Source organism: Kitasatospora sp. NPDC002522 (assembly GCF_053595195.1).
This window is the reverse complement of sequence record NZ_JBSFXE010000006.1, coordinates 142,034-164,867: the sequence shown is the minus strand read 5'-3', so window position 1 is coordinate 164,867 and position 22,834 is coordinate 142,034. Positions and strand designations below refer to the sequence as shown.

Below are 22,834 nucleotides of genomic sequence, written 5' to 3'. Positions count from 1 at the left end.
GTTCCAACGCGCGGGCTGGTCACAGGCGTTGGGAGAACGTGGAGGTCAGCCCCATCACCACCGGGACGACTCCGATCAGCACGAACGCGGGCAGGAAGCAGAGTCCGAGCGGCGCGGTGGCCAGGACTCCGGCCCGGCGCACCCTGGCGTGGGCGGCCCGGGCGGCCGCCGCCCGCTGGGAGTGGGCGAGGCCGGCCAGCGCAGTGGCCGGTGGGGCGCCGCTGAGGGTGGTGCGCACCAGGCAGCGGGCGAGCGGCGCCATCGGCGGGCATTCGACGGCCAGTTGCTCCCAGCAGTGCTCGGGTGGCGCGCCGAGGGCGAGCCGGGCGGCCACGCCTGACAGCCGGTCCCGCATCGGCGCCGGCACGCTGTCCGCGACGGCCAGGGCCGCCCGGGCCGGTGAACCGCTCGACCCGAGGCAGGCCGCCAGCAGGTCCGCCGTCAGCGGCAACTGGCGGACCAGCCAGTCCCGTTCCTCCGCCTGCCGCCGCTCCGTCGGCGAGCGCACCCTCGGCAGCACCCGCCAGGCCACCCACCCGACGAGCACCCCCGCCGCCACGCCCGCCGAGCCGCCGACCAGCGCTCCCGCACCGAGCCCGAGCAGCACCGCGATCGGCCGATCGCCCGTCACCCGCCCCAGCGAGCGCCGCATCACCGCCTCGACCGCGCCCTTCCGGCGCACCCGTCGCACACCCGGCACGCACCGCCCGGTCCTGCGCCGCACCGCCCGCCACCGCGCGGCAGCCACCACCTCGCCGACCAGCCCGACCGCGGCCACCGGGACCACCACCGCCATCACTCGCATCTCGCCTCCTTCCAGATCTGACGGATCGTCAATGTCGATTACCTGCGCGGCGTCCAGCGACTCGTGCGGCACCGCCGAACCGTCGCCCGAACGCTCATCGCCACCAATCCACCCGGCTCCCGGCCGCCGCCCGCACCGCCGCCTGCTGCGGCGTCAGCGCCGGCACGGCCGCCAGCCACGGGTCACCGCGCACCCGGGACACCCCGCAGCCGCCGACCCCTCGACCGGTGGCGGACGGTCGCGTCGGCGCGTCCTCCGCCCCGCGGACGATCCTGGCCGTCCAGGCGATACCGGCGGCCTCCAGCAGGGCGCCGGCGAGCAGGCTGAGCAGGCCGGCAGGGGTGTGCAGGAGGACGTGGAGCGGGTGGGCGCCGAGGGCCGAGCCGAGGGCCATACCCACGGCGGGCAGCGCGGCCAGCACCACCACCGTGGTGCGCGGACCGGCGAGCTCGCCGGCGATCTCCTCGCCGAGGGCCCGCTCGGCCCGAAGCGCGTCGGCGACCTGTTCCAGCCCGAGGGCCAGGCCCGTCCCGCTCTCCGTACTGACCTGCCAGCAGGCCGCCATCGCTGCCGCCCCGCCCCCGCCCGGCAGTTCGGCGACCAGCCGGAAGGCTCCCGGGATGTCCGCTCCGTAGCGGCCGGCGGCCAGCCTGGCGGCGGGCTCCGCGCCCAGGCGCCGGTGCCAGTCCGGCGCGCCGCGTGACAGGACGGCGTGCAGGGCCTGTTCGGGGGTCGCGCCACTGCGCAGTTCTGCGGCCAGACCGGCGCAGAGGTCGATCACCGCCGCGGCCCGCCGTCTCGCGTCCCGCGCACCACTCCGGCGCAGCCGCCAGCGGCGCAGCGGCACCACCGCGCAGGCGGCGCCCAGCACCGGGACCGCCGACCCGGTCCACCGCCCGGCCGCGAAGCCGGCTGGGAGCAGCAGGAGTTCGGGCACCAGCCAGCTCGGTCGGCGCCGCTGCCAGCGCCTCCGGACCCGGGCCAGCATCCCGCCGGTGCCGCGGCCGCCCGTGCCGTCCAGGACCCGGCGCAGCCGTCTGCTCCCACGTGCCCGACGCCGCACCACGGCCAGCCAGGCCGTGCCGAACAGGCCCGCACCCAGCCCGGTGGCGACGCCGAGCAGCGTCACCGCGCAGGCGACCGCATACGGCCGCCCCCACACCTCGGTCATCACATCCTCCTGGCCCCGGACCGCAGCAACCGCCACGCCAGCAGTCCGATCACGCACAGCCCGAACACCCACACCGCTTCGATCTGACGCAGGCTCATGTCGGACCTCCGCTCGCCTCGTCACCAGAACCCGCCCCGACGTCCGCCTCCCCGGACGCCTCCACGAACCCCTCGCCGACGGCCTCGACCGACCCCTCGCCGAGGGCCTCCACCCGGGGGTCGAGCGACTCCGGGTCCGCGGGGAGCACCACGCCCCGCTCTGCGCATAGTTCGCGCAGTCGGGCCCAGCCAGGTCCGGGTCGGCAGCGGCCGGCCCGGTCGAAGGTGACGGCGGCGAGGGTGGCGGTCAGTCCGTCGCGCGCGCCGACCAGCAGGTGCAGGGCGGCGACCCGGCGGCGGCCGTCGGTGGAGTCGCGGGTGAGGTGGACGACCGCGTCCAGCCCGGCCCGCAGCTGGCTGTGCAGGGAGTGGCGGTCGAGCCCGGCGAGCGAGCCGAGGGCCTCCAGGCGCGCGGGGACGTCGGCGGCGGTGTTGGCGTGCACCGTGCCGCAGCCGCCCTCGTGGCCGGTGTTGAGGGCCGCCAGCAGGTCGACCACCTCGGGGCCGCGGACTTCGCCGACCACCAGGCGGTCGGGCCGCATTCGCAGGGCCTGGCGGACCAGGTCCCGGAGCGTCAGCTCGCCCAGCGACTCCTGGTTGGGCGGGCGGGACTGCAGGCGGACCACGTGCGGGTGGTCCGGGCGCAGTTCGGCGGAGTCCTCGGCGAGCACGATGCGCTCGCTCGGCGGGACGAGTCCGAGCAGCGCGGCCAGCAGGGTGGTCTTGCCGGTGCCGGTGCCGCCGGAGACCAGCAGCGACAGCCTGGCCCGCAGCACCGCTGCCAGCAGTTCGGCCCCCGCCCAGGGCAGGGCCTCGGCGGCGACGAGTTCGGCCAGGGTGAACGGTCGGCTGCGGCTGGTGCGCAGCGAGATGTGGGTGCAGTCGGCGGCGATCGGCGGGAGGACGGCGTGCAGCCGGGTGCCGTCGGGGAGGCGGGCGTCCACCCAGGGGCGGGCGTCGTCCAACCGCCGCCCGGCGGCGGTGGCCAGCCGGTGGGCGAGCCGACGGACGGCGTCGGCGGTCGGGAAGCGCACCTGCGGGGCACGCTCCAGGCCGTTCCCGCGGTCCACCCAGACCTCGCCCGGACCGTTGACCAGGACGTCGGTGACGCCCGGCTCGGCGAGCAGCGGGTCGAGCGGTCCGGCGCCGACGATCTCGGCGCGCAGGCTGCGGACGGCGTCCAGTACGTCGTCCCCGCCGAGCGGTGGCCGGGCGGCGCGCAGCGCGGCGGCGACCGACCCTGCGGTGGGCTGGGCACCGGCCTCGGCGAGCCGGATCCGGACGGCGTCGACCAGGTCGGCCGTCCCGTCCGCGATCGGCGCGTCGGCCAGTTGGCGGGCCGCCGAGCGGCGGACCAGCGGGACGGTCGCCGGCGCCGCGAACGGTTCGGTCACCCCTTCCCCGGCCGCGGAGGCCTCCGGCAGGTCGGGCGGAGCCCCGAGCAGCGCCCGGGCCCGCGGGACGGGCAGCCGACGGTGCGGCCCCACGGCAGCCCGCCCAGCAGCCCGCCCAGCAGGTCGCGTCTCGGCGGGCCGCACCTCGGTGGCGCGCAGATCAGCGGCCCGGGGATCGGCGGTGCGCGGGTGGACCGCACGGGGATCGGTGGAGCGCAGACGGTCGGTCATCGGGAGGCTCCTCTCAGGCCGCCACGACGGGCGGCATGGCTTCGGTCAGGAATCGGCCGCAGAAGCGGGCCAGCGGGCCGCGCTCGCGCAGCCCGGGCGGGCTGCCGCGTTCGGCGTCGAGGGCGAGGCCGGGTTCGGGGGTCAGCTCGCCGGCCAGCCGCAGCTCCAGGCCGCGGGCGACGTCGGCGGCGGTGAGTCCGGAGGGTCCGGGCACCCGGACCACGGCTCTCAGGTCGGTCAGCCGCATCCGGACCGCCGCGGCGACCCGGTCGGCGGCGGCCATCGCGCGCAGTTCGGCGGGCACCACGAGCAGTCCGGTGTCGGCCTGTTCGAGGGCCTGTGCGGCGGCCGGGTCGAGCTGTCTGGGCAGGTCGAGGACGACCAGCCCGCCGCGTCTGCGGGCGGCCGCCAGCACGCTGCGCATGGCCTCGGCGGGGATCGCCAGGGTGTCGGAGCGGTCCCAGGAGAGCGCGCTGAGCCGGTGCGGATCGGGCAGCGCCTTGGCCAGCTCGGTGCCGCTGATCCGGCCGCGCGAGGCGGCCAGGTCGGGCCAGCGCAGGCCGGCGGCCTGTTCGGCGCCGAGCAGCACGTCGAGTCCGCCGCCGAGCGGGTCGCCGTCGATCAGCATGGTCTGGTGTCCGGCCCGCGCGGCGCAGACCGCGAGGGCGCAGGCGAGGGTGGAGGCGCCGGCCCCGCCGCGGCCGCCGAGCACGGCGACGGTGAGCGCGGGCGGGCCGACCCCTTCGGTGGCGTCGGCGATCCGGTCGAGCAGCCAGGACTGCGCGTCCGGCAGGAAGAGCACGTGCTCCGCGCCGAGTTGGACGGCGCGGACCCAGATCTCCCCGTCGTCGAGGTCGAGGCCGAGCAGCAGCACGCCGGGTCGGCGGGCCAGTCCGGCGCACTGCTCGGCGAGGTCGTCGCCGACCAGCACCAGCGTGGCGTCCTCCCACAGCCGGGCGGGCGGCGGCGCGCCGCCGAGCAGCCGCGGTTCGGCTCCGGCGGCGGCGCACAGCCGGCTGAGCTGCTCGGCGAGCTGCGGGTCGGCGGTGAGCACGAGCGGCCCTGCGGGCTGCGGCTGGGCGGCGTGCGGATCGGTGACGGGCGCGGACATGGCGGCCTCCCCGTGGTGCGGACGGGTGTTGACGACGCGTCGGTCCGGACCGGTCCGGAAGGAGCCGGTTCGGCGGCGCGGACACCACGGTGCGGGACGGCGCGGAATGCGTCTGCCGAGTTCGCAATGGCTGTGGATAACCCGGCCTTGTGGATAACCGTGATCACTCGGACGGGGGGCAAAGCGCTTCTGAATTGACGCGAGGGGTATGCCGATATGACACTCGGACAACTACCCAGCGTTACCGAACCAGGGCGCGCAAAAGCCCGGCGAACATCGCCGGGACACCGTCCGAACACCCCCGTCAAGCCCCCGCGGAACGCCCTCGGAGCACCCCAAGTGCCTTAGAAAACGGCCCCGGACATGCGACGACCCCCGCCGGGGGGGAGAGCGGGGGTCGTCTATCCACGGCCCGACTCGGGGGGGAGGAGCCGGACCGGGTTAGCACGGTCGCGCGAACGATCCGTGACTTCCATGGTGTACCCGACCGGCCAGAAACACAAACCCGCACGCCCGCGAGTACGCCGAATGGCGGCCTGTTTTGCCCGGCCCTCTATCCTCGGTTCCCGTGGACACCACCGAGAACGCCGACACCGCCGACCACGGTGCGAACGCCGCCGGGGCGAACTCCTCCGGGCCCGTGACGGACCCCGCCGAGGCCCCGCACCCCGGGTTCGGGGTGCCCCGGACCGCCGCCTTCTTCGACCTCGACAAGACCATCATCGCCAAGTCGAGCGCACTGGCCTTCAGCCGGCCGTTCTACCAGGGCGGCCTGATCAACCGTCGTGCGGTGCTGAAGAGCGCCTACGCCCAGTTCGTCTTCCTGGTGGGCGGGGCCGACCACGACCAGATGGAGAAGATGCGGGCCTACCTCTCGGCCCTCACCCGCGGCTGGAACGTCCAGCAGGTGCGGGAGATCGTCGCGGAGACCCTGCACGGCATGATCGACCCGATCATCTACGACGAGGCCGCCTCGCTGATCGAGCAGCACCACGCGGCCGGGCGGGACGTGGTGATCGTCAGCAGCTCGGGCTCCGAGGTGGTCGAGCCGATCGGCCAGCTGCTCGGCGCGGACCACGTGATCGCCACCCGGCTGCACGTCGAGGACGGCCGCTACACCGGCGAGATCGAGTACTACGCCTACGCCGAGAACAAGGCGGCGGCGATCCGGGAGTTGGCCGGGCGCGAGGGCTACGACCTCGCCAACTGCTATGCGTACAGCGACTCCTCGACCGACCTGCCGATGCTGGAGGCGGTCGGCCACCCGGCCGCGGTGAACCCGGACCGGGCGCTGCGCAAGGAGGCGACGGCGCGCGACTGGCCGGTGCTGGTGTTCAGCCGCCCGGTCGAACTCCAGCGCCGGCTCCCGGAGTTCCACGCGCCGAGCCGCTCGGCGCTGCTGGCGGTGGCGGTCGGCGCGGCGGTGCTGACCGCCGGGGTGCTCTGGTACAGCGCGCGCCGTCGGCGCCCGGTGGCATAGGCAGGGGCGCCGGACGGTTCGCCAAATCGGACAAACCGCAGCAGAGAACCCGAAAGTCACCCCTTTCGGGTTCCTCTTTGCCCCGATCTGCGGTAGAAATGGGTTACGGCCCGCGAGACCCGGTCAGGACCCTACGGGGTCGCTCCGATAACGCAGTTCAGGCCCACGGACCGAAGTACGGACAATCGGGCACCCACATGCAGCCGACCCGCTGTCGGGCCGCCGCACCAGGCGAACGGGCACAGGACCCCGCCTGATGGGCACTAACGGTGCATGCTTTGGTAACCAGGTATCCGTACCAGCGGCGACGCCCGGCAGGATCAGGCGTCGCCGCAACTGCGTTCCGGGGCAGGCGGGTTCGGACCGCGCCGCGCGGGGCGGAGATCAGACCATGCCGCGCTGCATCGCCTCGCACACCGCGGTGCTCTCCCGGACGCCGAGGCCGAGTGCGGCGCCGCAGTGGACGATCCAGCGGGCCATGCCCTCGGGGGTGCCGCTCAGGTAGCCGAGCAGGGCCTCGCGGTAGGCGGCGGTGCCGAGTTCGGCGAATCCGACCTCGGCGGGGCAGATCGCCTTCGGGTCGAGGCCCTCGGCGATCAGCACGATCCGCTGGGCGGCCCGGGCGACCAGGCCGTTGTGGGCGCCGAACGGGCGCAGCGCGAGCAGTTCGCCGTGCACCACGGCGGCGACCACCAGGGCGGGCGCGCCGCCGGTGGCGTTCTCGGTGCGGCCGGCCAGCAGTGCGGCCAGTTGGTCGAGTCGGGCGGCGGCCTCGTCGGCCGGGGGCGGCGGGGGCAGTTCGCCGACCGGTCCGTCGGGCGCCTTGCCCTCGGTGGCGGCGATCTCGACGGGGAACAGCGGCGCGGCGGCCTCGCCGTCGCGGCGGGGGCGGCCGGCCGAGGGGTCGGCGTCGCCGACCGCGAGCAGGTGGAGGCGGGCCAGCACCTGGAGCGGGGAGGTGCGCCAGACGTTGAGCAGCTGGCCGGCCTCGGCGGAGATCCGCAGGGCGGCGCCGACGGCGCGGGCCTCGGGGTCGGCGCCGAAGTCGGTGCGGCGGCGGACCTCTTCGAGCGGCCAGTCGGCGCCCTCCAGGGCGGCGGAGGCCCGGGCGCCGCGCAGCGCGGACTCCGAGGTCACCTCGCCGGCCCGGCGGCGCATCACCCGGTGCCCGTAGAGGCGGTCCACGGCCTTGCGCACCTCGGCGACGGCTTCGGGGACCCCGGCGAGCTGGGCGAGCGGGGCGAGCGGATCAGTTCCTGTGGTCACCTACCCGAGAGTAATGAATCCCCGGGGCGGCTGGGAGGCAACCCACGGGTCACCCTTTCGTGGCAATCCGCCAGTCCCCCATGTGCGGCACCCCAAACCGCCGCTAGCATGTGCACTAATCGGTGACGATAACGGTTTCCAACAAGCGTCCACCGCAGCGACAGAGCCACAGAGCCGGAGACTCAGAGATGAAGATCGCCTTCGTCGGCAAGGGCGGCAGCGGCAAGACCACCCTGTCCGCACTGTTCATCCGCCATCTGGCCGCCGCCGGATGCCCGGTGGTCGCCGTCGACGCCGACATCAACCAACACCTGGGCCCGGCACTCGGACTGACGGACGACCAGGCCGCCGCGCTCCCCTCGCTCGGCGCGCACCTGCCGGAGATCAAGGAGTACCTGCGCGGCGGCAACCCGCTGATCCGCTCCGGCGAGGAGATGATCAAGACCACCCCGCCCGGCCCCGGCTCCCGCCTGCTGCGGATCGTCGAGGAGAACCCGGTGTACGCGGCCTGCGCCCGGCCGGTGGCGCTGGACGAGGGCTCGGTCCGGCTGCTGGCGACCGGCGCGTTCACCGAGGAGGACCTCGGGGTGGCCTGCTACCACTCCAAGGTCGGCGCGGTGGAGCTGCTGCTCAACCACCTGCTGGACGGCCGCGACGAGTACCTGGTGACCGACATGACGGCCGGCTCCGACTCGTTCGCCTCCGGCCTGTTCACCCGCTTCGACCTGACCTTCCTGGTCGCCGAACCGACCCGCAAGGGCGTCTCGGTGTACCGCCAGTACAAGGAGTACGCGCAGGACTTCGACGTCCACCTGCGGGTGATCGGCAACAAGGTGCAGACCCAGGACGACCTGGACTTCCTGCGCCGCGAGGTCGGCGAGGACCTGTTCACCGCCTTCGGGCACTCGGACTGGGTGCGCCGGCTGGAGCGCGGGGACGAGCCGCCGCTGCGCGCGCTGGAGCCCGCGAACCGGGACGTGCTGGCCCAGCTGAAGGCCGCCGCCGACGCCTCCCACGAGCTGCGCGACCCGCGCCGGTACAGCCGACAGGCGGTCCGCTTCCACTTGCGCAACGCGGAGAGCTGGGGCAACGCCAAGGTCGGCATCGACCTGGCCACCCAGGTGGACGCGGACTACGTGCTGGGCGGCGAGGTCGCGGAGGCCGCCGCGGTCTGAGCGGGCGTCAGGGGCCGGTCCATCCCTCGGGGCGGGCCGGCCCTTCGCCGTCCGGGCAGGAATTCCCCGACGGTTCGAGTGCCACCCGATGTGGTGAACCGTCCCTTTTGCGCTTCCCGTGAAGATGCACGCCGTGCAAAGGTTTCATTACTCTCGGTTTACCAACTCTTGATGGTCAAGGGCCGCCGCAGGCCATCGCCGCCGCGTGCCACCACCATCCCGCCACACCCGCTGAGACCCACGACAGCCGATCCGACCCCGCGTCACACCGCCGGACCTGACTGCGTTCGCTCCCCCGGAAGAGACGGGAAGACCATGACCCTCGACATCTCCAGCGCCCCCATCGCCTCGGACACCACCGACCACGCTCCGCCGCCCGCCCCGCAGGGCCGGGCCCGCACCGTACTGGCGCACGACCTGCCCGCCTCGCTCGCGGTCTTCCTGATCGCGGTGCCGTTCTCGCTGGGCATCGCGCTGGCCACCGGCGCCCCGCTGACCGCCGGGCTGGTCGCCGCGGCCGTCGGCGGCCTGGTGGCCGGCCTCCTCGGCGGCACGCCGCTGCAGGTCAGCGGGCCGTCCGCGGCGCTGACCGTGGTCACCGCCGGGGTGATCGCCCAGTACGGCTGGCAGGTCGCCTGCCTGGTGACGGTCGCCGCCGGCCTGCTCCAGCTGCTGCTCGGCTCGCTGCGGGTGGCCCGCTCCGCGCTCGCCGTCTCACCGGCGGTGGTGCACGGCATGCTGGCCGGCGTCGGCCTGACCATCGCCATCGCCCAACTGCACGTCATCCTCGGCGGCACGCCGCACAGTTCGGCGCTGGCCGACCTGCGCTCGCTGCCCGGCGAGCTGGCCGGGCCGCACCCGCCCGCCCTGGCGGTCGGCCTGCTCGCCCTCGCGGTGCTCTACGGCTGGCCCCGGCTCGGCCGGCTGCCCGGCACGGCGGGCCGGGTCGGCGCCCGGCTTGCCCGGCTGCCCGCCGCGCTGGTCGCGGTGGCCGCCGCCACCACGCTGTCGCTCCTCGGCGAGCTGCGGCTGGCCCGGGTCGAGCTCCCGGTCTGGGAGCAGCACCAGTTCTTCTCGATGCCCTCCACCGGGGTGCTCTCCGGCCACTGGGCGGTGCTGCTCGGCCTGGTGCTCACGGTCACCGCGGTCGCCGGGGTGGAGTCGCTGCTCTCCTCGGTCGCGGTCGACCGGATGACCCGCCGGAGCGGCGACCTGGACCGCGAGCTGCGCGCCCAGGGCGCCTCCAACCTGCTCTCCGGCCTGCTCGGCGGGCTGCCGGTGGCCGGCGGCGCGGTCCGCAGCACCGCCAACGTGCAGGCCGGTGCGGCCACCCGGATGTCGGCGGTGCTGCACGGCTGCTGGGTACTGGTCGCGGCGCTCGCGCTGACCGCCGGGCTGCGCCGGATCCCGCTGGCCGCGCTGGCCGCGCTGGTGCTGGTGGTCGGCGTGCAGATGGTGAGCTTCGCGCACATCCGGCGGGTGCACCGGCACCGCGAGTTCCCGGTCTACCTGGCGACGGTGCTCGGCGTGGTGCTGCTGGGCGTCCCGCTCGGGGTGCTGCTGGGCGGCTCGGTCGCCGTCCTGCTGGCGCTGTACCGGCTGACCCGGGCCCACGTCGACGTGCTGGGCGAGGCCGACGGCTCGTTCACCGTCCGCACCCACGGGCCGCTGACCTTCGCCGCGGTGCCCAAGCTGACCCGGGCGCTGGCCCGGATCCCCGGCGGGGCGCGGGTGACGGTCCGTCACGACGGCTCGTTCCTGGACCACGCGGCCTTCGAGGCGCTGCACGCCTGGCGCTCCGGCCAGCAGGCCACCGGCGCGCAGGTCGCGATGCTGACGGACCGCCGGTCCCAGGAGGTGCTGGACCCGGACGGCACCGTCCGCGCGGGCAGCTCCCCCGGCCCGCACCGCTGCCGCGCCTGGACGCCCTGGGTCGGCCACCACTGCATCGAGCAGTCCGAGGACGATCCGCACCTGCGCCTGCTGGACGGCGTCCGCGGCTTCCAGCAGCACACCGCCCCGCTGGTGCGCCACGAACTCGCCCGCCTCGCCCGGGACGGCCAGACGCCCTCGCAGCTCTTCCTCACCTGCGCGGACTCCCGGATGGTCACCAGCATGATCACCAGCTCCGGCCCGGGCGATCTGTTCACCGTCCGCAACGTCGGCAACCTGGTGCCCGCGCCGTACGAGCCCGGCGCCGCCGACGACTCGGTGGCCGCCGCGGTGCAGTACGCGGTGGAGGTGCTGGAGGTCGCGTCGATCACGATCTGCGGGCACTCCGGCTGCGGCGCGATGAAGGCCCTGCTGGACGGCGTCACCGACCAGCCCGGGCCGCCCACCGCGCTGGCCCGCTGGCTGCGCAACGGCCGCGGCTCGCTGGCCCGGCTGCGGCGCGCGCCGGCCGAGTTCGCCGGCCGGGCGGCCGTCGACGAGGTGGAGCAGCTGTGCATCACCAACGTGGTGCAGCAGTTGGACCAGCTGCTCGCCAACCCGGCGGTGGAGCGCCGGGTCGCCGAGGGCTCGCTGCGCCTGGTCGGCATGTACTTCGACTTCGCGACGGCCCAGGCGTACGTACTGGACCGCGACACCGGGCGCTTCGCGCCGGTGGGCGTGGACCTGGAGCACGGCCCGGAGCAGGAGCTGGCCGCCTAGGCCCGCAACCGCACCGCATCAGAACGGGGCGTCGGGCCGTGGTCCGGCGCCCTGGCCCTTGAGCAGGTTCGCCAGGTCGGCCGGGGTGACGTAGCCCGGCCAGCGGTGGTCGGTGAAGAGGTGGACGCCGGCGTCCTGGTAGCACTGGTCGACGAGTTGGGAGCAGATCATGTGGCGGCTGTCGGCGACGTAGCGGCGCAGCAGGGGGGCTATCGGTCGGCCGAGGCGGGCGGCGGCGAGGGCGAAGTAGTCGGCGGCGCTGTAGGGGGTGCCGATGTAGTGGCGGGCGGCGGCGACGATCGCGGTGCGCTGCTCGTCGGTGAGCGCGATCCGTCCGGTGGACCAGAGCGTCGGGTAGCCGTCGTAGACGCTGAGCGGGCGCAGTTCGGCGCCGCCGGGCTGGGCCTCGACGAGCTGTCCGTCGCCGACGTGGACGAAGGCGTGTTCGTAGTCGGCGAAGCCGTCGCCGTTGAGCCACTGGGCGATCCGAATCAGGCGGCCGGTGCGGCCGGCCATCCGGACCACGGCGAAGTCACCGGGTCCGGGCGGGGAGGGAGGGGAGGCGGTCATGGCGGTACCCCCGTCACTGTCGCGTTCGGTGAGGGCGCGTGCACTGTCAGTGGAGTACCCGGGCGAGGGGCCGTCAAGCCACCGTGCCTGATTGACCGGAGCGGGGGAGGCCGGATGCTCCGGCGCGCGTCCGCGCGGGCGCCGGAGGCGTCTACCTGGGACGTCGTCCCGCGTCGGTCAAAGGTCTACACCAATTTCGGGGTGCCTCTTGTCAACCGGACCTCTGGCCTGGTGAGGTGTTCGCTGGGACACACGGGACAATCCCTCCGCACGGGGTTCCCCGGCACATGAGACTCGATGAGGAGCGCGCGTTGAGCAACGAGAGCCTGGCCAATCTGCTCAAGGAGGAGCGGCGTTTCGCCCCGCCCGCGGAGCTCGCCGCCTCCGCCAACGTCACCGCCGCCGCCTATGACCAGGCCTCCGAGGACCGGCTGGCCTTCTGGGCCGAGCAGGCCCGCCGGCTGACCTGGGCGGTCGAGCCGACCGAGACCCTGGACTGGTCGAACCCGCCGTTCGCGAAGTGGTTCGCCGACGGCAAGCTCAACGTGGCGTACAACTGCGTCGACCGGCACGTCGAGGCCGGCAACGGCGACCGCGTCGCCATCCACTTCGAGGGCGAGCCCGGCGACAGCCGCGCCATCACGTACGCGCAGCTCAAGGACGAGGTCTCCAAGGCCGCCAACGCCCTGACCGAGCTCGGCGTGGCCAAGGGCGACCGGGTCGCCGTCTACCTGCCGATGATCCCCGAAGCGGTCATCTCGATGCTGGCCTGCGCCCGCATCGGCGCCGCCCACTCCGTGGTCTTCGGCGGCTTCTCCGCCGACGCGGTGGCCTCCCGCATCGAGGACGCCGACGCCAAGCTGGTCATCACCGCCGACGGCGGCTACCGCCGCGGCAAGCCCTCCGCGCTCAAGCCCGCCATCGACGAGGCGCTCACCAAGGTCGACGGCGTCGAGAAGGTCCTCGTCGTGCGCCGCACCGGCGAGGACGTCGAGTGGACCGAGGGCCGCGACGTGTGGTGGCACGACATCGTCGACGCCCAGTCGGTCGAGCACACCCCCGAGGCCCACGACGCCGAGCAGCCGCTGTTCATCCTCTACACCTCCGGCACCACCGGGAAGCCCAAGGGCATCCTGCACACCTCCGGCGGCTACCTCACCCAGGCCTCCTACACCCACCACGCGGTGTTCGACCTGAAGCCGGAGACCGACGTCTACTGGTGCACCGCCGACATCGGCTGGGTCACCGGCCACTCGTACATCACCTACGGCCCGCTCTCCAACGGCGCCACCCAGGTCATCTACGAGGGCACCCCGGACACCCCGCACCAGGGCCGCTTCTGGGAGATCATCCAGAAGTACGGCGTCACCATCCTGTACACCGCGCCCACCGCGATCCGCACCTTCATGAAGTGGGGCGACGACATCCCCGCGCAGTTCGACCTGTCGAGCCTGCGCATCCTCGGCTCGGTCGGCGAGCCGATCAACCCCGAGGCGTGGGTCTGGTACCGCGAGCACATCGGCGCGGGCAAGACCCCGATCGTCGACACCTGGTGGCAGACCGAGACCGGCGCCATGATGATCAGCCCGCTGCCGGGCGTCACCGAGACCAAGCCGGGCTCCGCCCAGCGCGCGCTGCCGGGCATCTCGGCCACCGTCGTCGACGACGAGGCCCGCGAGGTCCCGAACGGCTCCGGCGGCTACCTCGTGCTGACCGAGCCGTGGCCGTCCATGCTCCGCACCATCTGGGGCGACGACCAGCGCTACATCGACACCTACTGGTCGCGATTCGAGGGCCGCTACTTCGCCGGTGACGGTGCGAAGAAGGACGAGGACGGCGACATCTGGCTGCTCGGCCGGGTCGACGACGTCATGCTCGTCTCGGGCCACAACATCTCCACCACCGAGGTCGAGTCGGCCCTGGTCGGCCACCCGGCGGTCGCCGAGTCCGCGGTCGTCGGCGCCACCGACGCCACCACCGGCCAGGCCATCGTCGCCTTCGTCATCCTGCGCGGCACCGCGACCGACAGCCCGGAGCTGATCGCAGACCTGCGCAACCACGTCGGCAAGACCCTCGGCCCGATCGCCAAGCCCAAGCAGATCAAGGTGGTCTCCGAGCTGCCGAAGACCCGCTCCGGCAAGATCATGCGCCGCCTGCTGCGCGACATCGCGGAGGGCCGCGAGGTCGGTGACACCACCACCCTCGCCGACTCCTCGGTGATGAACCTGATCCAGGCCCAGCTCCCGGCCGCCGGCTCCGAGGACTGATCCGCCGTCAGACCACCGGCCGGGCCCGCTCCGCACGTCGCGGAGCGGGCCCGGCCCGTTTCGGCGCCCGCCGGCGGATCAGCCGGCCAGCGCGCGCAGCGTCTCGTACGCGGTGGCCGCGAACCGGCGGCGGCCCGCGGCCGGGGCACTGGCCAGCACCACCAAGCCGGTCTGCGCGGCCCGGTCGAAGCCGACGAAGGCCGCGCCGCCGCCGGTGGAGCCGGTGTGGAAGACCAGGTCGTCCTGGTCGGCCCGGCGCTGCTGCCAGGTCAGGCAGATCCGCTGGCCGAAGCCGCGCCGGGCGACCCGGGGCAGGCAGACCTCGCGGAGCGCGGTGCGCAGGCTGGCGGCGGCGCCGCTGCGCGCGGGGATCGGCACCGCGTCGACCGCCAGGTGGGCCTGCAGGTAGCGCAGCATGTCGTCGGCGGTGGAACGCAGCGCGGCGGCGCCGGGCAGCGCCGGGACCTTGAACGACGGCACCCGGCGGCCGCGCCGGTAACCGGTGGACCGGTCGCGCCCGCCGCCGCACGAGGTGTCGATCAGGCCGAGCGGCTCGCACACCCGGCCCGCCAGCAGCTCGTGGTAGCGCTGTCCGGCGGCCCGTTCCAGCACCAGGCCGAGGAGTCCGGCGCCGAGGCTGGAGTACCGGACCTGCGCGCCGGGGGTGCCGCGGACCGGGGTGCGGGGCAGGGCGCGCAGCAGGTGGGCGGCGCTGAAGGTGGCGTACGGGCTGGTGAACCAGCGGGGCACCGCGGCGGGGGCGAGGCCGACCGGGAGGCGGGGCAGTCCGGAGGTGTGGGTGGCGAGGTGCAGCAGGGTGATCGGCCGGTCGTGGGGGTAGCCGGGCAGCGTGTCGGCGGGCAGGTAGCGGTCGATCGGGTCGTCGTAGCCGACCTCGCCGCGGGCGACCATGTCGGCGAGCAGCAGCGCGGTGAAGGTCTTGGTGACCGAGCCGAGTTCGAAGCGGGTGTCGGCGCGGATCGGACGGTCGCCGGCCCGGTCGGCGTAGCCGCGGCAGGCCACCGAGCGCTCGGTGCCGCGGATCACCGCGACGGCCACGCCGCCGTCGGGGACGGCACCGACGAACAGCGGGCGCAGCAGCCGGTCGAGGTCGGGGGCGAGGTCCCCGGGTTCGGCTAACGGGGGCTGGGCGATGTCGCCGCCCACGGCTCCTCTCGTCTGCGGACCCACGGCTTGCACCGGTATGGGTTCGGCTTCCTGACTGGGCATGAGCTCCTCCAAGAGCGGGCGGACCGCCCGGCAGGCGGCCCGCTTCTGGGCCCGACGATAGGAATGCCGGGGATCGTCCGCATCCGGCCGAACCCATCCGGGTCAGCGTTCACCGAGCCGACGGATGAGTCGCCATAAAATGCGACAAACTGGATCACCTCTTGTCGCACCTCGTAGGATGTCAAGGAACCATCAAGGTCCGAGGCGCGCCGGGAAGTCTGGTCGGCACTGCACCACCCGTGTGTCCGTACGCCGCCTCAGGAGGTTCCCACCGTGGCCACGCCGCCCACCGACGAGCGCCGCCAGTTCCTCGGACTGCTCTCGCTGCCGGAGCGCCGTTTCATCACCGACGCCCTGCGGACCGAGACCGTCGGCGGCGTGCTGCTGCTGACCGCCGCGCTGGTCGCCCTGGTGTGGGCGAACGTCTGGCCGCACGCCTACGAGGCGGTCCGCGACTTCACCGTCGGACCGAGCGGGCCTCTGCACCTGGACCTGTCGCTGGAGGCGTGGGCGCAGGACGGACTGCTGACGATCTTCTTCTTCGTGGCCGGGATCGAGCTGAAGCGCGAGTTCGTGGCCGGGGAGCTGCGCACGCCGAGTGCCGCGGCGCTTCCGGTGGTGGCGGCGGTCTGCGGGGTGGCGCTGCCGGCGCTGCTGTTCACGGTGATCAACGCGGGCTCGTCCGGGCATCCGGCGGGCTGGGCCATTCCGACCGCCACCGACATCGCCTTCGCGCTGGGCGTGCTGGCCGTGGTGGGCAGTCACCTGCCGTCCGCGCTGCGGGCGTTCCTGCTGACCCTGGCGGTGGTGGACGACCTGATCGCGATCCTGATCATCGCGGTGTTCTACTCGTCCGGGATCGAGTTCTGGGCGCTCGGGCTGGCGCTGGCCGGGCTGGTGCTGTTCTGGTTCCTGCACCGCCGCGGGGTGCACGGCTGGTACCTGTTCGTGCCGCTGGCGCTGGTGATCTGGGCACTGATGCACGAGAGCGGGGTGCACGCCACGGTGGCCGGCGTGGCGATGGGGCTGATCCTGCGCTGCCACCGCGAGGAGGGTGAGAGCGTGTCCCCCGGCGAGCACATCGAGCACCTGGTGCGCCCGCTCTCGGCGGGCTTCGCGGTGCCGGTGTTCGCGCTGTTCGCGGCGGGGGTGCCGGTGTCGGCGCAGGTGCTGGGCCAGGTGTTCACCGAGCCGGCGCCGCTGGGCATCGTGATCGGCCTGCTGGTCGGCAAGTCGGTGGGCATCTTCGGCGGCACCTGGCTGGCCGCCCGCTACACCCGGGCCACCCTGAACCCGCAGCTGACCTGGTCCGACCTGTTCGCGCTGGCCACCCTGGCGGGCATCGGCTTCACCGTCTCGCTGCTGATCAGCGACCTGGCCTTCCCGCACGACGAGCACCTGGCCGCGCTGTGCAAGGAGGCGGTGCTGGTCGGCTCGCTGTTCTGCGCGGTGGCCGGCACGGTGCTGCTGAAGCGGCGCAACCGCCACTACCGGCAGCTCTGCGAGGACGAGGACCGCGACTCGGACGGCGACGGCATCCCCGATGTGTACCAACAGCTCAGGTGACACGCCGTCGGCCCGGGACCCGGAGTGGTGTCCGACTGACCGGTAGGGGCATGATGCTGAGCTGACAGACCCTCACCAGCCCGCGAAATGGAGACCGCCGATGGCCGCAGGAGCCGCACACCCGAACGGTGACGGCCGGATGCCGCACGAGGGCGAGCGGACCGTCGGCGAGCTGTTCGCCGCCGCCTCCGCCGACCTGTCCGCCCTGGTGCACGACGAGATCGCGCTCGCCAAGGCGGAGATCAAGGCGGACGTGGTGCGCGGCGGCGTCGGCACCGCGGCCGGCGTGGTGGCCGGGGTGGTGGCGCTGGCCTCCATCCCGATGTTCTCCTTCGCCTTCGCCTGGGGCCTGCAGGCGCTCGGCATCACCACCGGCTGGTCGTTCGCCATCGTCGGCGGCGCGTACGTGCTGATCGCGGCGCTGCTGGCGTTCCTGATGATCCGGTACTTCAAGAAGATCAGGAAGCCGGAGCGCACCATCGCCGGCGCCCAGGCCACCGCCGAGGTGCTGAAGAACGCCAAGCCGCGGCCGGCCACCAAGGAGGAGATCGACCGGGCGCTGGGCCGCATCCGGTGACGACCGCCGGGTAACGGTTGCTGTATTACGCGAGTGCCGGGCGCGTGTGAACGGCAGGGGTATGACAGGCTGCGGGTATGTCGTTGGACCAGAAACCCGTCGGTGACGCCGCCCCGTCCGTGCCCGTCCGGCCCGCCTCCGAGGCGGCGTGGAGCGTCCGTTCGGCCGGTCCGTGGACGCACCGCGACCTGGCGGCCAACGGGGCCCGGTTCCACATCGCCGAACTCGGCGAGGGGCCGCTGGTGCTGCTGGTGCACGGCTGGCCGGAGTACTGGTGGGCCTGGCGCCACCAGTTGACCGCGCTGGCCGAGGCGGGGTTCCGGGCGGTCGCCCTGGACCTGCGCGGGATGGGCGGCAGCGACCGCACCCCGCGCGGCTACGACCCGGGCAACCTGGCGCTCGACATCACCGGTGTGATCCGCTCGCTCGGCGAGCGCCGCGCCCACCTGGTCGGGCACGCCACCGGCGGCACGCTGGCCTGGGTGGCCGCAGTGATGCGCCCGTCGGTGATCCAGAGCCTGACCGTGGTCTCCGCCGCCCACCCGCGGCACCTGCGCCGGGCGCTGCTGACCGACCGTCGGCAGATCGCCGCCTTCGACCACGTGCTGGGCTTCCAGCGGCCGTGGATCCCGGAGCGCCGGCTGGTCGCCGAGGACGGCGCGCTGGTCGGCGAGTACCTGCGGGCCTGGACCGGGCCGACGGTGCTGCCCGAGGAGGCGATCGCCGCCTACCGCAAGGCGATCCAGGTGCCCAGCACCGCGCACTGCTCGATCGAGCCGTACCGCTGGCTGCTGCGCTCGATGGCCCGGCCGGACGGCATCCAGTTCGCCCGGCGGATGAAGAAGCCGATCACCGCGCCCACCCTGCACGTGCAGGGCGCCGCCGATCCGGTGCTGCTCTCGCACACCGCGCTGGGGGCGGGCGAGTACGTCTCCGCGCCGTACCGGTGGCGGCTGCTGCCCGGGGTGGGGCACTTCCCGCACGAGGAGGTGCCGGAGGAGTTCACGGCGGAGCTGATCGGGTGGGTCCGGGAGCACAAGGACTGAGTCCGCGTCAGGTCGGAAGTGCCGGGTGGGGCGACAGAGTTGACCGCATTCATATGACAAACGCATAAGCCAGTCGCATGGCGTTCGGGCGGTTACTCCGGCTGGCCGAAGGGAATCCATCCGGTATGACCTGGATGCCCGATCGGGAAGCCCAGCCGCGCCGACGCAGCCGCGGCAGCAGCAGCTCGCAACCGCACCTCCCGCAGCCCCAGTGGCCGTCGGAGCCGGACGAGCGGACACCGCGCGGCGGGGGCTACCGGCTCGGCATCCCGAAGATCATCGGGCGGCGCGCCCGCTGGGTGGGTGCGCGGCTGCGCCGGGAGGGCTGAACGCGCGACGGCCGCGCCGGGGGCCCGAGGGCCCGCCCGGCGCGGCCGCGGCGGTCGGCCGGCTCAGGTGAGCACGGCGGGCGAGATCGCGGTCGACCAGAGCAGCAGCGCGAAGGTCGCCAGCGTCATCACCGGGACCAGGATCTTGGTCTCCACGTCGTTGCCGGTGCGCTTGATCAGGACCAGCTCGTAGCGCTCCTTGTGCGGCCACAGCAGCGGCGAGCCCTGCTTGGTGAGGCAGTCGCCGAGCAGGTGCGCCAGGGTGCCCAGAGCCACCGCGTAGGGCAGCCAGCCCGGGGCGCTGGGCAGGTAGCGCAGCATGCCGAAGGTGCCGAGCGCGGCCAGGCCCATCACCGTCACCGCGGTCGGACCGTCGCCCGGCGGGTGCAGGCGCAGCGCGCGCAGCGCCATGGCCAGCAGGAAGAACGTCAGGCCGATGGTGAACCAGCGGCCGATGAGGGTGATGCCCAGCCAGCTGCCGCCGCCCATCAGCGCGACGAACAGCAGCGAGTGGGTGGCGTGTCGGTGGCCGCCGGAGACCCAGGCGACGAAGCGGCACAGGATCTTGGAGATCGGGCCGAGGAAGTTGGCGATGGTGCCGTCGTGGTGGTCCAGGTCCGGCAGCAGCGCCGCCCCGGCGCACAGCACGGTGCCCATCAGGACGTCCGCCGGGTGCAGGTGCATGCCCAGCAGCGGTGGGACGAACGGCGCGGTGGCCGCGAACAGCAGCGCTCCGCTGACCGCGTGCGAGTGACCCATCATGACGTCTGTCTGACCTCCCGTCGGGGCTCCGCCGCCAGCGGCCGGGTTCGACCGTTCGGGTGAGCGCGGCCGACGCTATCAGGAGCGACCGACGGTCCGTCAGGGGCTGTTCGGCAGCCGGTCGGTCACAGTGCGCAGCCCTCGGTGCCGACCTTGGCACCGGCGGCGGCGCCCTGGGCGACGTCCTCCTTGACCTCGGCGGCGGTGAGCACGTACCCGGTGTCGGAGCTGTCCAGCGACTTGGCGAAGACGACGCCGTAGACCTGGCCGTCGGGGCTGAGCAGCGGGCCGCCGCTGTTGCCCTGGCGGACCAGCGAGCGCACCGAGTAGACGTCGCGGACCACCTGGCCGCGGTGGTAGATGTCCGGGCCGTTGGCCTGTATGCGGCCGCGGATGCGGGCGGGCTGGACGTTGAACGAGCCGTTCTCCGGGAAGCCCGCGACGATCGCGGAGTCGTTGGTCTTGGCCTCGCCGGCGAAGGCGAGCGCCGGGGCGTTCAGCTTGGGGACGTCCAGCACCGCGATGTCGCGCTGCCAGTCGTAGCGGACCACGGTGGCGTCGTAGAGCTGGCCGGTGCCGCCGATCTGCACGGTGGGCTCGTCGACGCCGCCGACCACGTGGGCGTTGGTCATCACCCGGTGCGGGGCGAAGACGAAGCCGGAGCCCTCCAGGGTCTTGCCGCAGGCGGTGGCGGTGCCGACCACCTTCACCAGCGACTGCTTGGCCCTCACCACCGCCGGGCTGTTGGCCAGCGCCGGATCGGGGGCCTCCACCTCGGTGATCGGCTCGTGCTCGAAGGGGTTGAAGACCTGCGGGAAGCCGTTGCGGGCGAGTTCCTTGCTGAAGTCGGAGAACCAGTTCGGTGCGTCGGAGGGCAGCGCGGACTGCACCGAGCCGAGCACCTTGGAGGTGCGGACCTGCTTGGAGACGGTCGGCAGCGAGGTGCCGGCCAGCGCGGAGCCGATCAGCCAGGCCACCAGCAGCATGGAGACCACGTTGACCAGCGAGCCGCCGATCGCGTCCAGGGTCTTCACCCGGCCCTGCCCGATCCGGCCGCGCAGCTTCCAGCCGAAGTGCGTGGTGATCGCCTGCCCGATCGCGGCCAGCACGATCACCACGACCACCGCCACCACCGAGGCGGTGGTGCCCGGCGACAGGTGGCGCAGCAGCAGCGGCAGCAGTTGCACCGCGATCAGGCCGCCGCCGAGGAAGCCGAGCACCGAGAGCACGCCGACCACGAACCCCTGCCGATAGCCGGAGACGGCGAAGCCCAGTGCGGCGGCGATCAGCAGCAGATCCAGGACGTTCACCCGGATACCCTCCCACGTCCCACCGGGCGGGGGACACCGGCTCCTGCCCGTCGCCCGATCGGGTCAGCTCGGCGGGCAGCGGGCCACGAATCGTTGCGACTGTCTGACCATCCGACAGATCAGGAGCGTGCGATGGAACAGCCCAGGTGGGAAGTGCCGGTCGAGGACCGCACCGAATGGCTTCCCGCCCTCGACGCTCCGCCGCCCGAGCCGCAGAACCGGATCACCGTGCTGCTGCGCCTGCTGCTGCTGATCCCGCAGTTCATCGTGGTCTGGCTGCTGTCGCTGGTGGCCTTCGTGGTGGTGGTGATCGGCTGGTTCGGCGCGCTGTTCACCGGCCGGCTGCCCGCCTTCGCCGCCGACTACCTCGGCGGGTACCTCGGGTACGAGACCCGGGTCCTCGCCTCGGTGCTGCTGATGGTCGACCGCTACCCGCCGTTCCGCTTCGAGGCGGCCGACTACCCGGTACGGATCGAGCTGCGCCCCGGGGGGCCGCTGAACCGGCTGGCGGTCTTCTTCCGGCTGCTGCTGGCCATCCCCGCCGCGATCGTCCAGGGCCTGCTGCTTGCCGGGTGGTGGATGGTGTCGTTCATCTGCTGGCTGGTGGTGCTGATCCTCGGCCGGCAGCCGCAGGCGCTGTTCGAGGCCAGCGCGGCGGTGCTGCGGTTCCGGATGCGCTTCCAGGCGTACCTGCTGATGCTCACCTCGGCCTACCCCAAGCAGGTCTTCGGCGACCCGCTGGACGCGGAGCCGAAGCGCTCCGCGACCCGGCCGCTGGTGCTGGGCGGGGGCGCGAAAGCGCTGCTGGTGATCTTCCTGGTGCTCGGGCTGGCCTCCTGGGCGACCAGCTCGTTCAGCGGGAGCTGGAGCAGCGACTCCGACAACGACACCGACACGGTCACCACGAGCGGTCCGCTGCGGGTCGGGCCCTGACTACGCGTCAGTCCCGGCGCGGGCGGGCCAGTGCGGCGGCCTCGTCGTCCAGGGTGGTGATCCGGGAGCGGTCCCAGGGCAGCTCCAGGCCGCTGTAGTGCAGCACCCGGTCGATCACCCCGGCGGTGAAGCCCCACACCAGGTGGCCGCCGACCTGGAAGGCCGGGCCGATGTGGCCGGACGGGTGGCGCAGCCGGGAGCGGTTGGCCGGGTCCGTGAGCTCGGCCAGTGGCACTCGGAACACCGCGCCGGTCTCCGCCGGGTCCACCACCGCGACCGGCGACTCGCGGCGCCACCAGCCGAGCACCGGGGTCACCACGAAACCGCTCACCGGGATGTACAGCGCGGGCAACTGCGCGAACAGCTGCACCCCGGTCGGGTCCAGGCCGGTCTCCTCGGCGGCCTCGCGCAGCGCCGCGGCGAGCGGGCCGGTGCCGGCCGGGTCGCCGTCCTCCGGGTCGAGCGCGCCGCCCGGGAAGGACGGCTGGCCGGCGTGCGAGCGCAGCGACCTGGCCCGCTCGGTCAGCAGCAGGTCCGGGCCGGTCGGGCCCTCGCCGAACAGCATCAGCACCGCGGACGGGCGACCCCCGGAGGCCGGCGGCAGGAAGCGGCTGAGCTGCTCCGGGTGGGCCTGCTCGGCGGCGGCGCGGACCGGCAGCAGCCAGTCGGGCAGGCCGTCGCGAACGAGGGCGGGGGACGTCATGCGGGGCCTCCGGCGGTGCGCTTCTTCGGGCTTGCCTTCTTGCTGACGGCTTCCGCGGCGGCGGAGTTCCCGGCGACGGACGTCCCGGAGTCGGACTTCCCTGCGACGGACTTCCCGGCGACGGACGTCCCGGAGTCGGACTTCCCGGCGGCCGGCTC

The 22,834-nt window shown here is 73.8% G+C and carries 19 protein-coding genes; 9 read left to right on the top strand and 10 right to left on the bottom strand.

Translation table 11 applies throughout. From position 1 onward, the window contains the following. Positions 1-19: 19 nt before the first annotated feature. From ACWD4U_RS07115 to ssd, 4 genes are all read right to left on the bottom strand, one after another. Entirely contained in the window at positions 20-805 is a 786-nt protein-coding gene (locus tag ACWD4U_RS07115; RefSeq protein WP_363454588.1) for a type II secretion system F family protein, read from the bottom strand. Positions 806-899: 94 nt separating this feature from the next. Further along, positions 900-1,976, bottom strand: a complete 1,077-nt coding sequence (locus ACWD4U_RS07110) for a type II secretion system F family protein (RefSeq protein ID WP_363454586.1) — start codon at positions 1,974-1,976, stop codon at positions 900-902. Between the two features lie 94 nt (positions 1,977-2,070). Continuing rightward, positions 2,071-3,405 (bottom strand): TadA family conjugal transfer-associated ATPase, encoded by a 1,335-nt coding sequence (locus ACWD4U_RS07105; protein WP_449787132.1) that lies wholly within the window; start codon positions 3,403-3,405, stop codon positions 2,071-2,073. 307 nt (positions 3,406-3,712) lie between these two features. Then, complete coding sequence (gene ssd / locus ACWD4U_RS07100; protein ID WP_363454584.1) at positions 3,713-4,810, bottom strand: septum site-determining protein Ssd; 1,098 nt, start codon at positions 4,808-4,810, stop codon at positions 3,713-3,715. Between the two features lie 640 nt (positions 4,811-5,450). On the opposite strand from ssd, the gene ACWD4U_RS07095 reads away from it, so the two are divergent. Then, on the top strand, positions 5,451-6,290 hold the full coding sequence (locus tag ACWD4U_RS07095; protein WP_449787131.1) for an HAD family hydrolase: 840 nt from the start codon (positions 5,451-5,453) through the stop codon (positions 6,288-6,290). Positions 6,291-6,674: 384 nt separating this feature from the next. Here ACWD4U_RS07095 and ACWD4U_RS07090 read toward each other — a convergent pair whose 3' ends face one another. Further along, entirely contained in the window at positions 6,675-7,556 is an 882-nt protein-coding gene (locus tag ACWD4U_RS07090; protein WP_363454582.1) for a Fic family protein, read from the bottom strand. A 188-nt stretch (positions 7,557-7,744) separates the two neighbouring features. Here ACWD4U_RS07090 and ACWD4U_RS07085 point away from each other — a divergent pair, with 188 nt between their 5' ends. Both ACWD4U_RS07085 and ACWD4U_RS07080 read left to right on the top strand, forming a co-directional pair. Further along, positions 7,745-8,731, top strand: a complete 987-nt coding sequence (locus tag ACWD4U_RS07085; protein WP_363454580.1) for an ATP-binding protein — start codon at positions 7,745-7,747, stop codon at positions 8,729-8,731. 315 nt (positions 8,732-9,046) lie between these two features. Beyond that, positions 9,047-11,383: a SulP family inorganic anion transporter gene (locus ACWD4U_RS07080; RefSeq protein ID WP_363454578.1), complete on the top strand. Its 2,337-nt coding sequence runs from the start codon at positions 9,047-9,049 to the stop codon at positions 11,381-11,383. A gap of 18 nt (positions 11,384-11,401) precedes the next feature. On the opposite strand, the gene ACWD4U_RS07075 is transcribed toward ACWD4U_RS07080, so the two are convergent. Next, positions 11,402-11,953: a C40 family peptidase gene (locus ACWD4U_RS07075; protein ID WP_363454576.1), complete on the bottom strand. Its 552-nt coding sequence runs from the start codon at positions 11,951-11,953 to the stop codon at positions 11,402-11,404. Between the two features lie 287 nt (positions 11,954-12,240). Here ACWD4U_RS07075 and acs point away from each other — a divergent pair, with 287 nt between their 5' ends. After that, complete coding sequence (gene acs, locus ACWD4U_RS07070; protein ID WP_363454574.1) at positions 12,241-14,220, top strand: acetate--CoA ligase; 1,980 nt, start codon at positions 12,241-12,243, stop codon at positions 14,218-14,220. 78 nt (positions 14,221-14,298) lie between these two features. Here the strand turns inward: acs and ACWD4U_RS07065 are convergent, their stop codons facing one another. Beyond that, entirely contained in the window at positions 14,299-15,387 is a 1,089-nt protein-coding gene (locus tag ACWD4U_RS07065) for a serine hydrolase domain-containing protein (RefSeq protein ID WP_363454572.1), read from the bottom strand. A 336-nt stretch (positions 15,388-15,723) separates the two neighbouring features. Between ACWD4U_RS07065 and nhaA the strand changes: the two genes are divergently transcribed. The 4 genes from nhaA (at position 15,724) to ACWD4U_RS07045 (ending at position 18,968) form a co-directional block, all read left to right on the top strand. Next, complete coding sequence (gene nhaA / locus ACWD4U_RS07060; RefSeq protein ID WP_363454570.1) at positions 15,724-17,016, top strand: Na+/H+ antiporter NhaA; 1,293 nt, start codon at positions 15,724-15,726, stop codon at positions 17,014-17,016. A 100-nt stretch (positions 17,017-17,116) separates the two neighbouring features. Then, positions 17,117-17,593: a phage holin family protein gene (locus ACWD4U_RS07055; RefSeq protein ID WP_363454568.1), complete on the top strand. Its 477-nt coding sequence runs from the start codon at positions 17,117-17,119 to the stop codon at positions 17,591-17,593. 77 nt (positions 17,594-17,670) lie between these two features. Beyond that, positions 17,671-18,639 (top strand): alpha/beta fold hydrolase, encoded by a 969-nt coding sequence (locus ACWD4U_RS07050; protein ID WP_363454566.1) that lies wholly within the window; start codon positions 17,671-17,673, stop codon positions 18,637-18,639. Between the two features lie 125 nt (positions 18,640-18,764). Continuing rightward, positions 18,765-18,968 (top strand): hypothetical protein, encoded by a 204-nt coding sequence (locus ACWD4U_RS07045; protein WP_363454564.1) that lies wholly within the window; start codon positions 18,765-18,767, stop codon positions 18,966-18,968. Between the two features lie 63 nt (positions 18,969-19,031). Here the strand turns inward: ACWD4U_RS07045 and ACWD4U_RS07040 are convergent, their stop codons facing one another. Together ACWD4U_RS07040 and ACWD4U_RS07035 are read right to left on the bottom strand one after the other, a co-directional pair. Then, positions 19,032-19,730 (bottom strand): metal-dependent hydrolase, encoded by a 699-nt coding sequence (locus ACWD4U_RS07040; RefSeq protein WP_363454562.1) that lies wholly within the window; start codon positions 19,728-19,730, stop codon positions 19,032-19,034. A 125-nt stretch (positions 19,731-19,855) separates the two neighbouring features. Beyond that, positions 19,856-21,040, bottom strand: coding sequence for a MarP family serine protease (locus ACWD4U_RS07035; RefSeq protein ID WP_363454560.1), 1,185 nt, complete (start codon positions 21,038-21,040; stop codon positions 19,856-19,858). Positions 21,041-21,172: 132 nt separating this feature from the next. Here ACWD4U_RS07035 and ACWD4U_RS07030 point away from each other — a divergent pair, with 132 nt between their 5' ends. After that, positions 21,173-21,973 (top strand): DUF4389 domain-containing protein, encoded by an 801-nt coding sequence (locus tag ACWD4U_RS07030; protein WP_363454558.1) that lies wholly within the window; start codon positions 21,173-21,175, stop codon positions 21,971-21,973. Positions 21,974-21,980: 7 nt separating this feature from the next. Here ACWD4U_RS07030 and ACWD4U_RS07025 read toward each other — a convergent pair whose 3' ends face one another. Continuing rightward, complete coding sequence (locus ACWD4U_RS07025) at positions 21,981-22,676, bottom strand: NUDIX hydrolase (RefSeq protein WP_363454556.1); 696 nt, start codon at positions 22,674-22,676, stop codon at positions 21,981-21,983. Positions 22,677-22,834 lie beyond the last annotated feature (158 nt).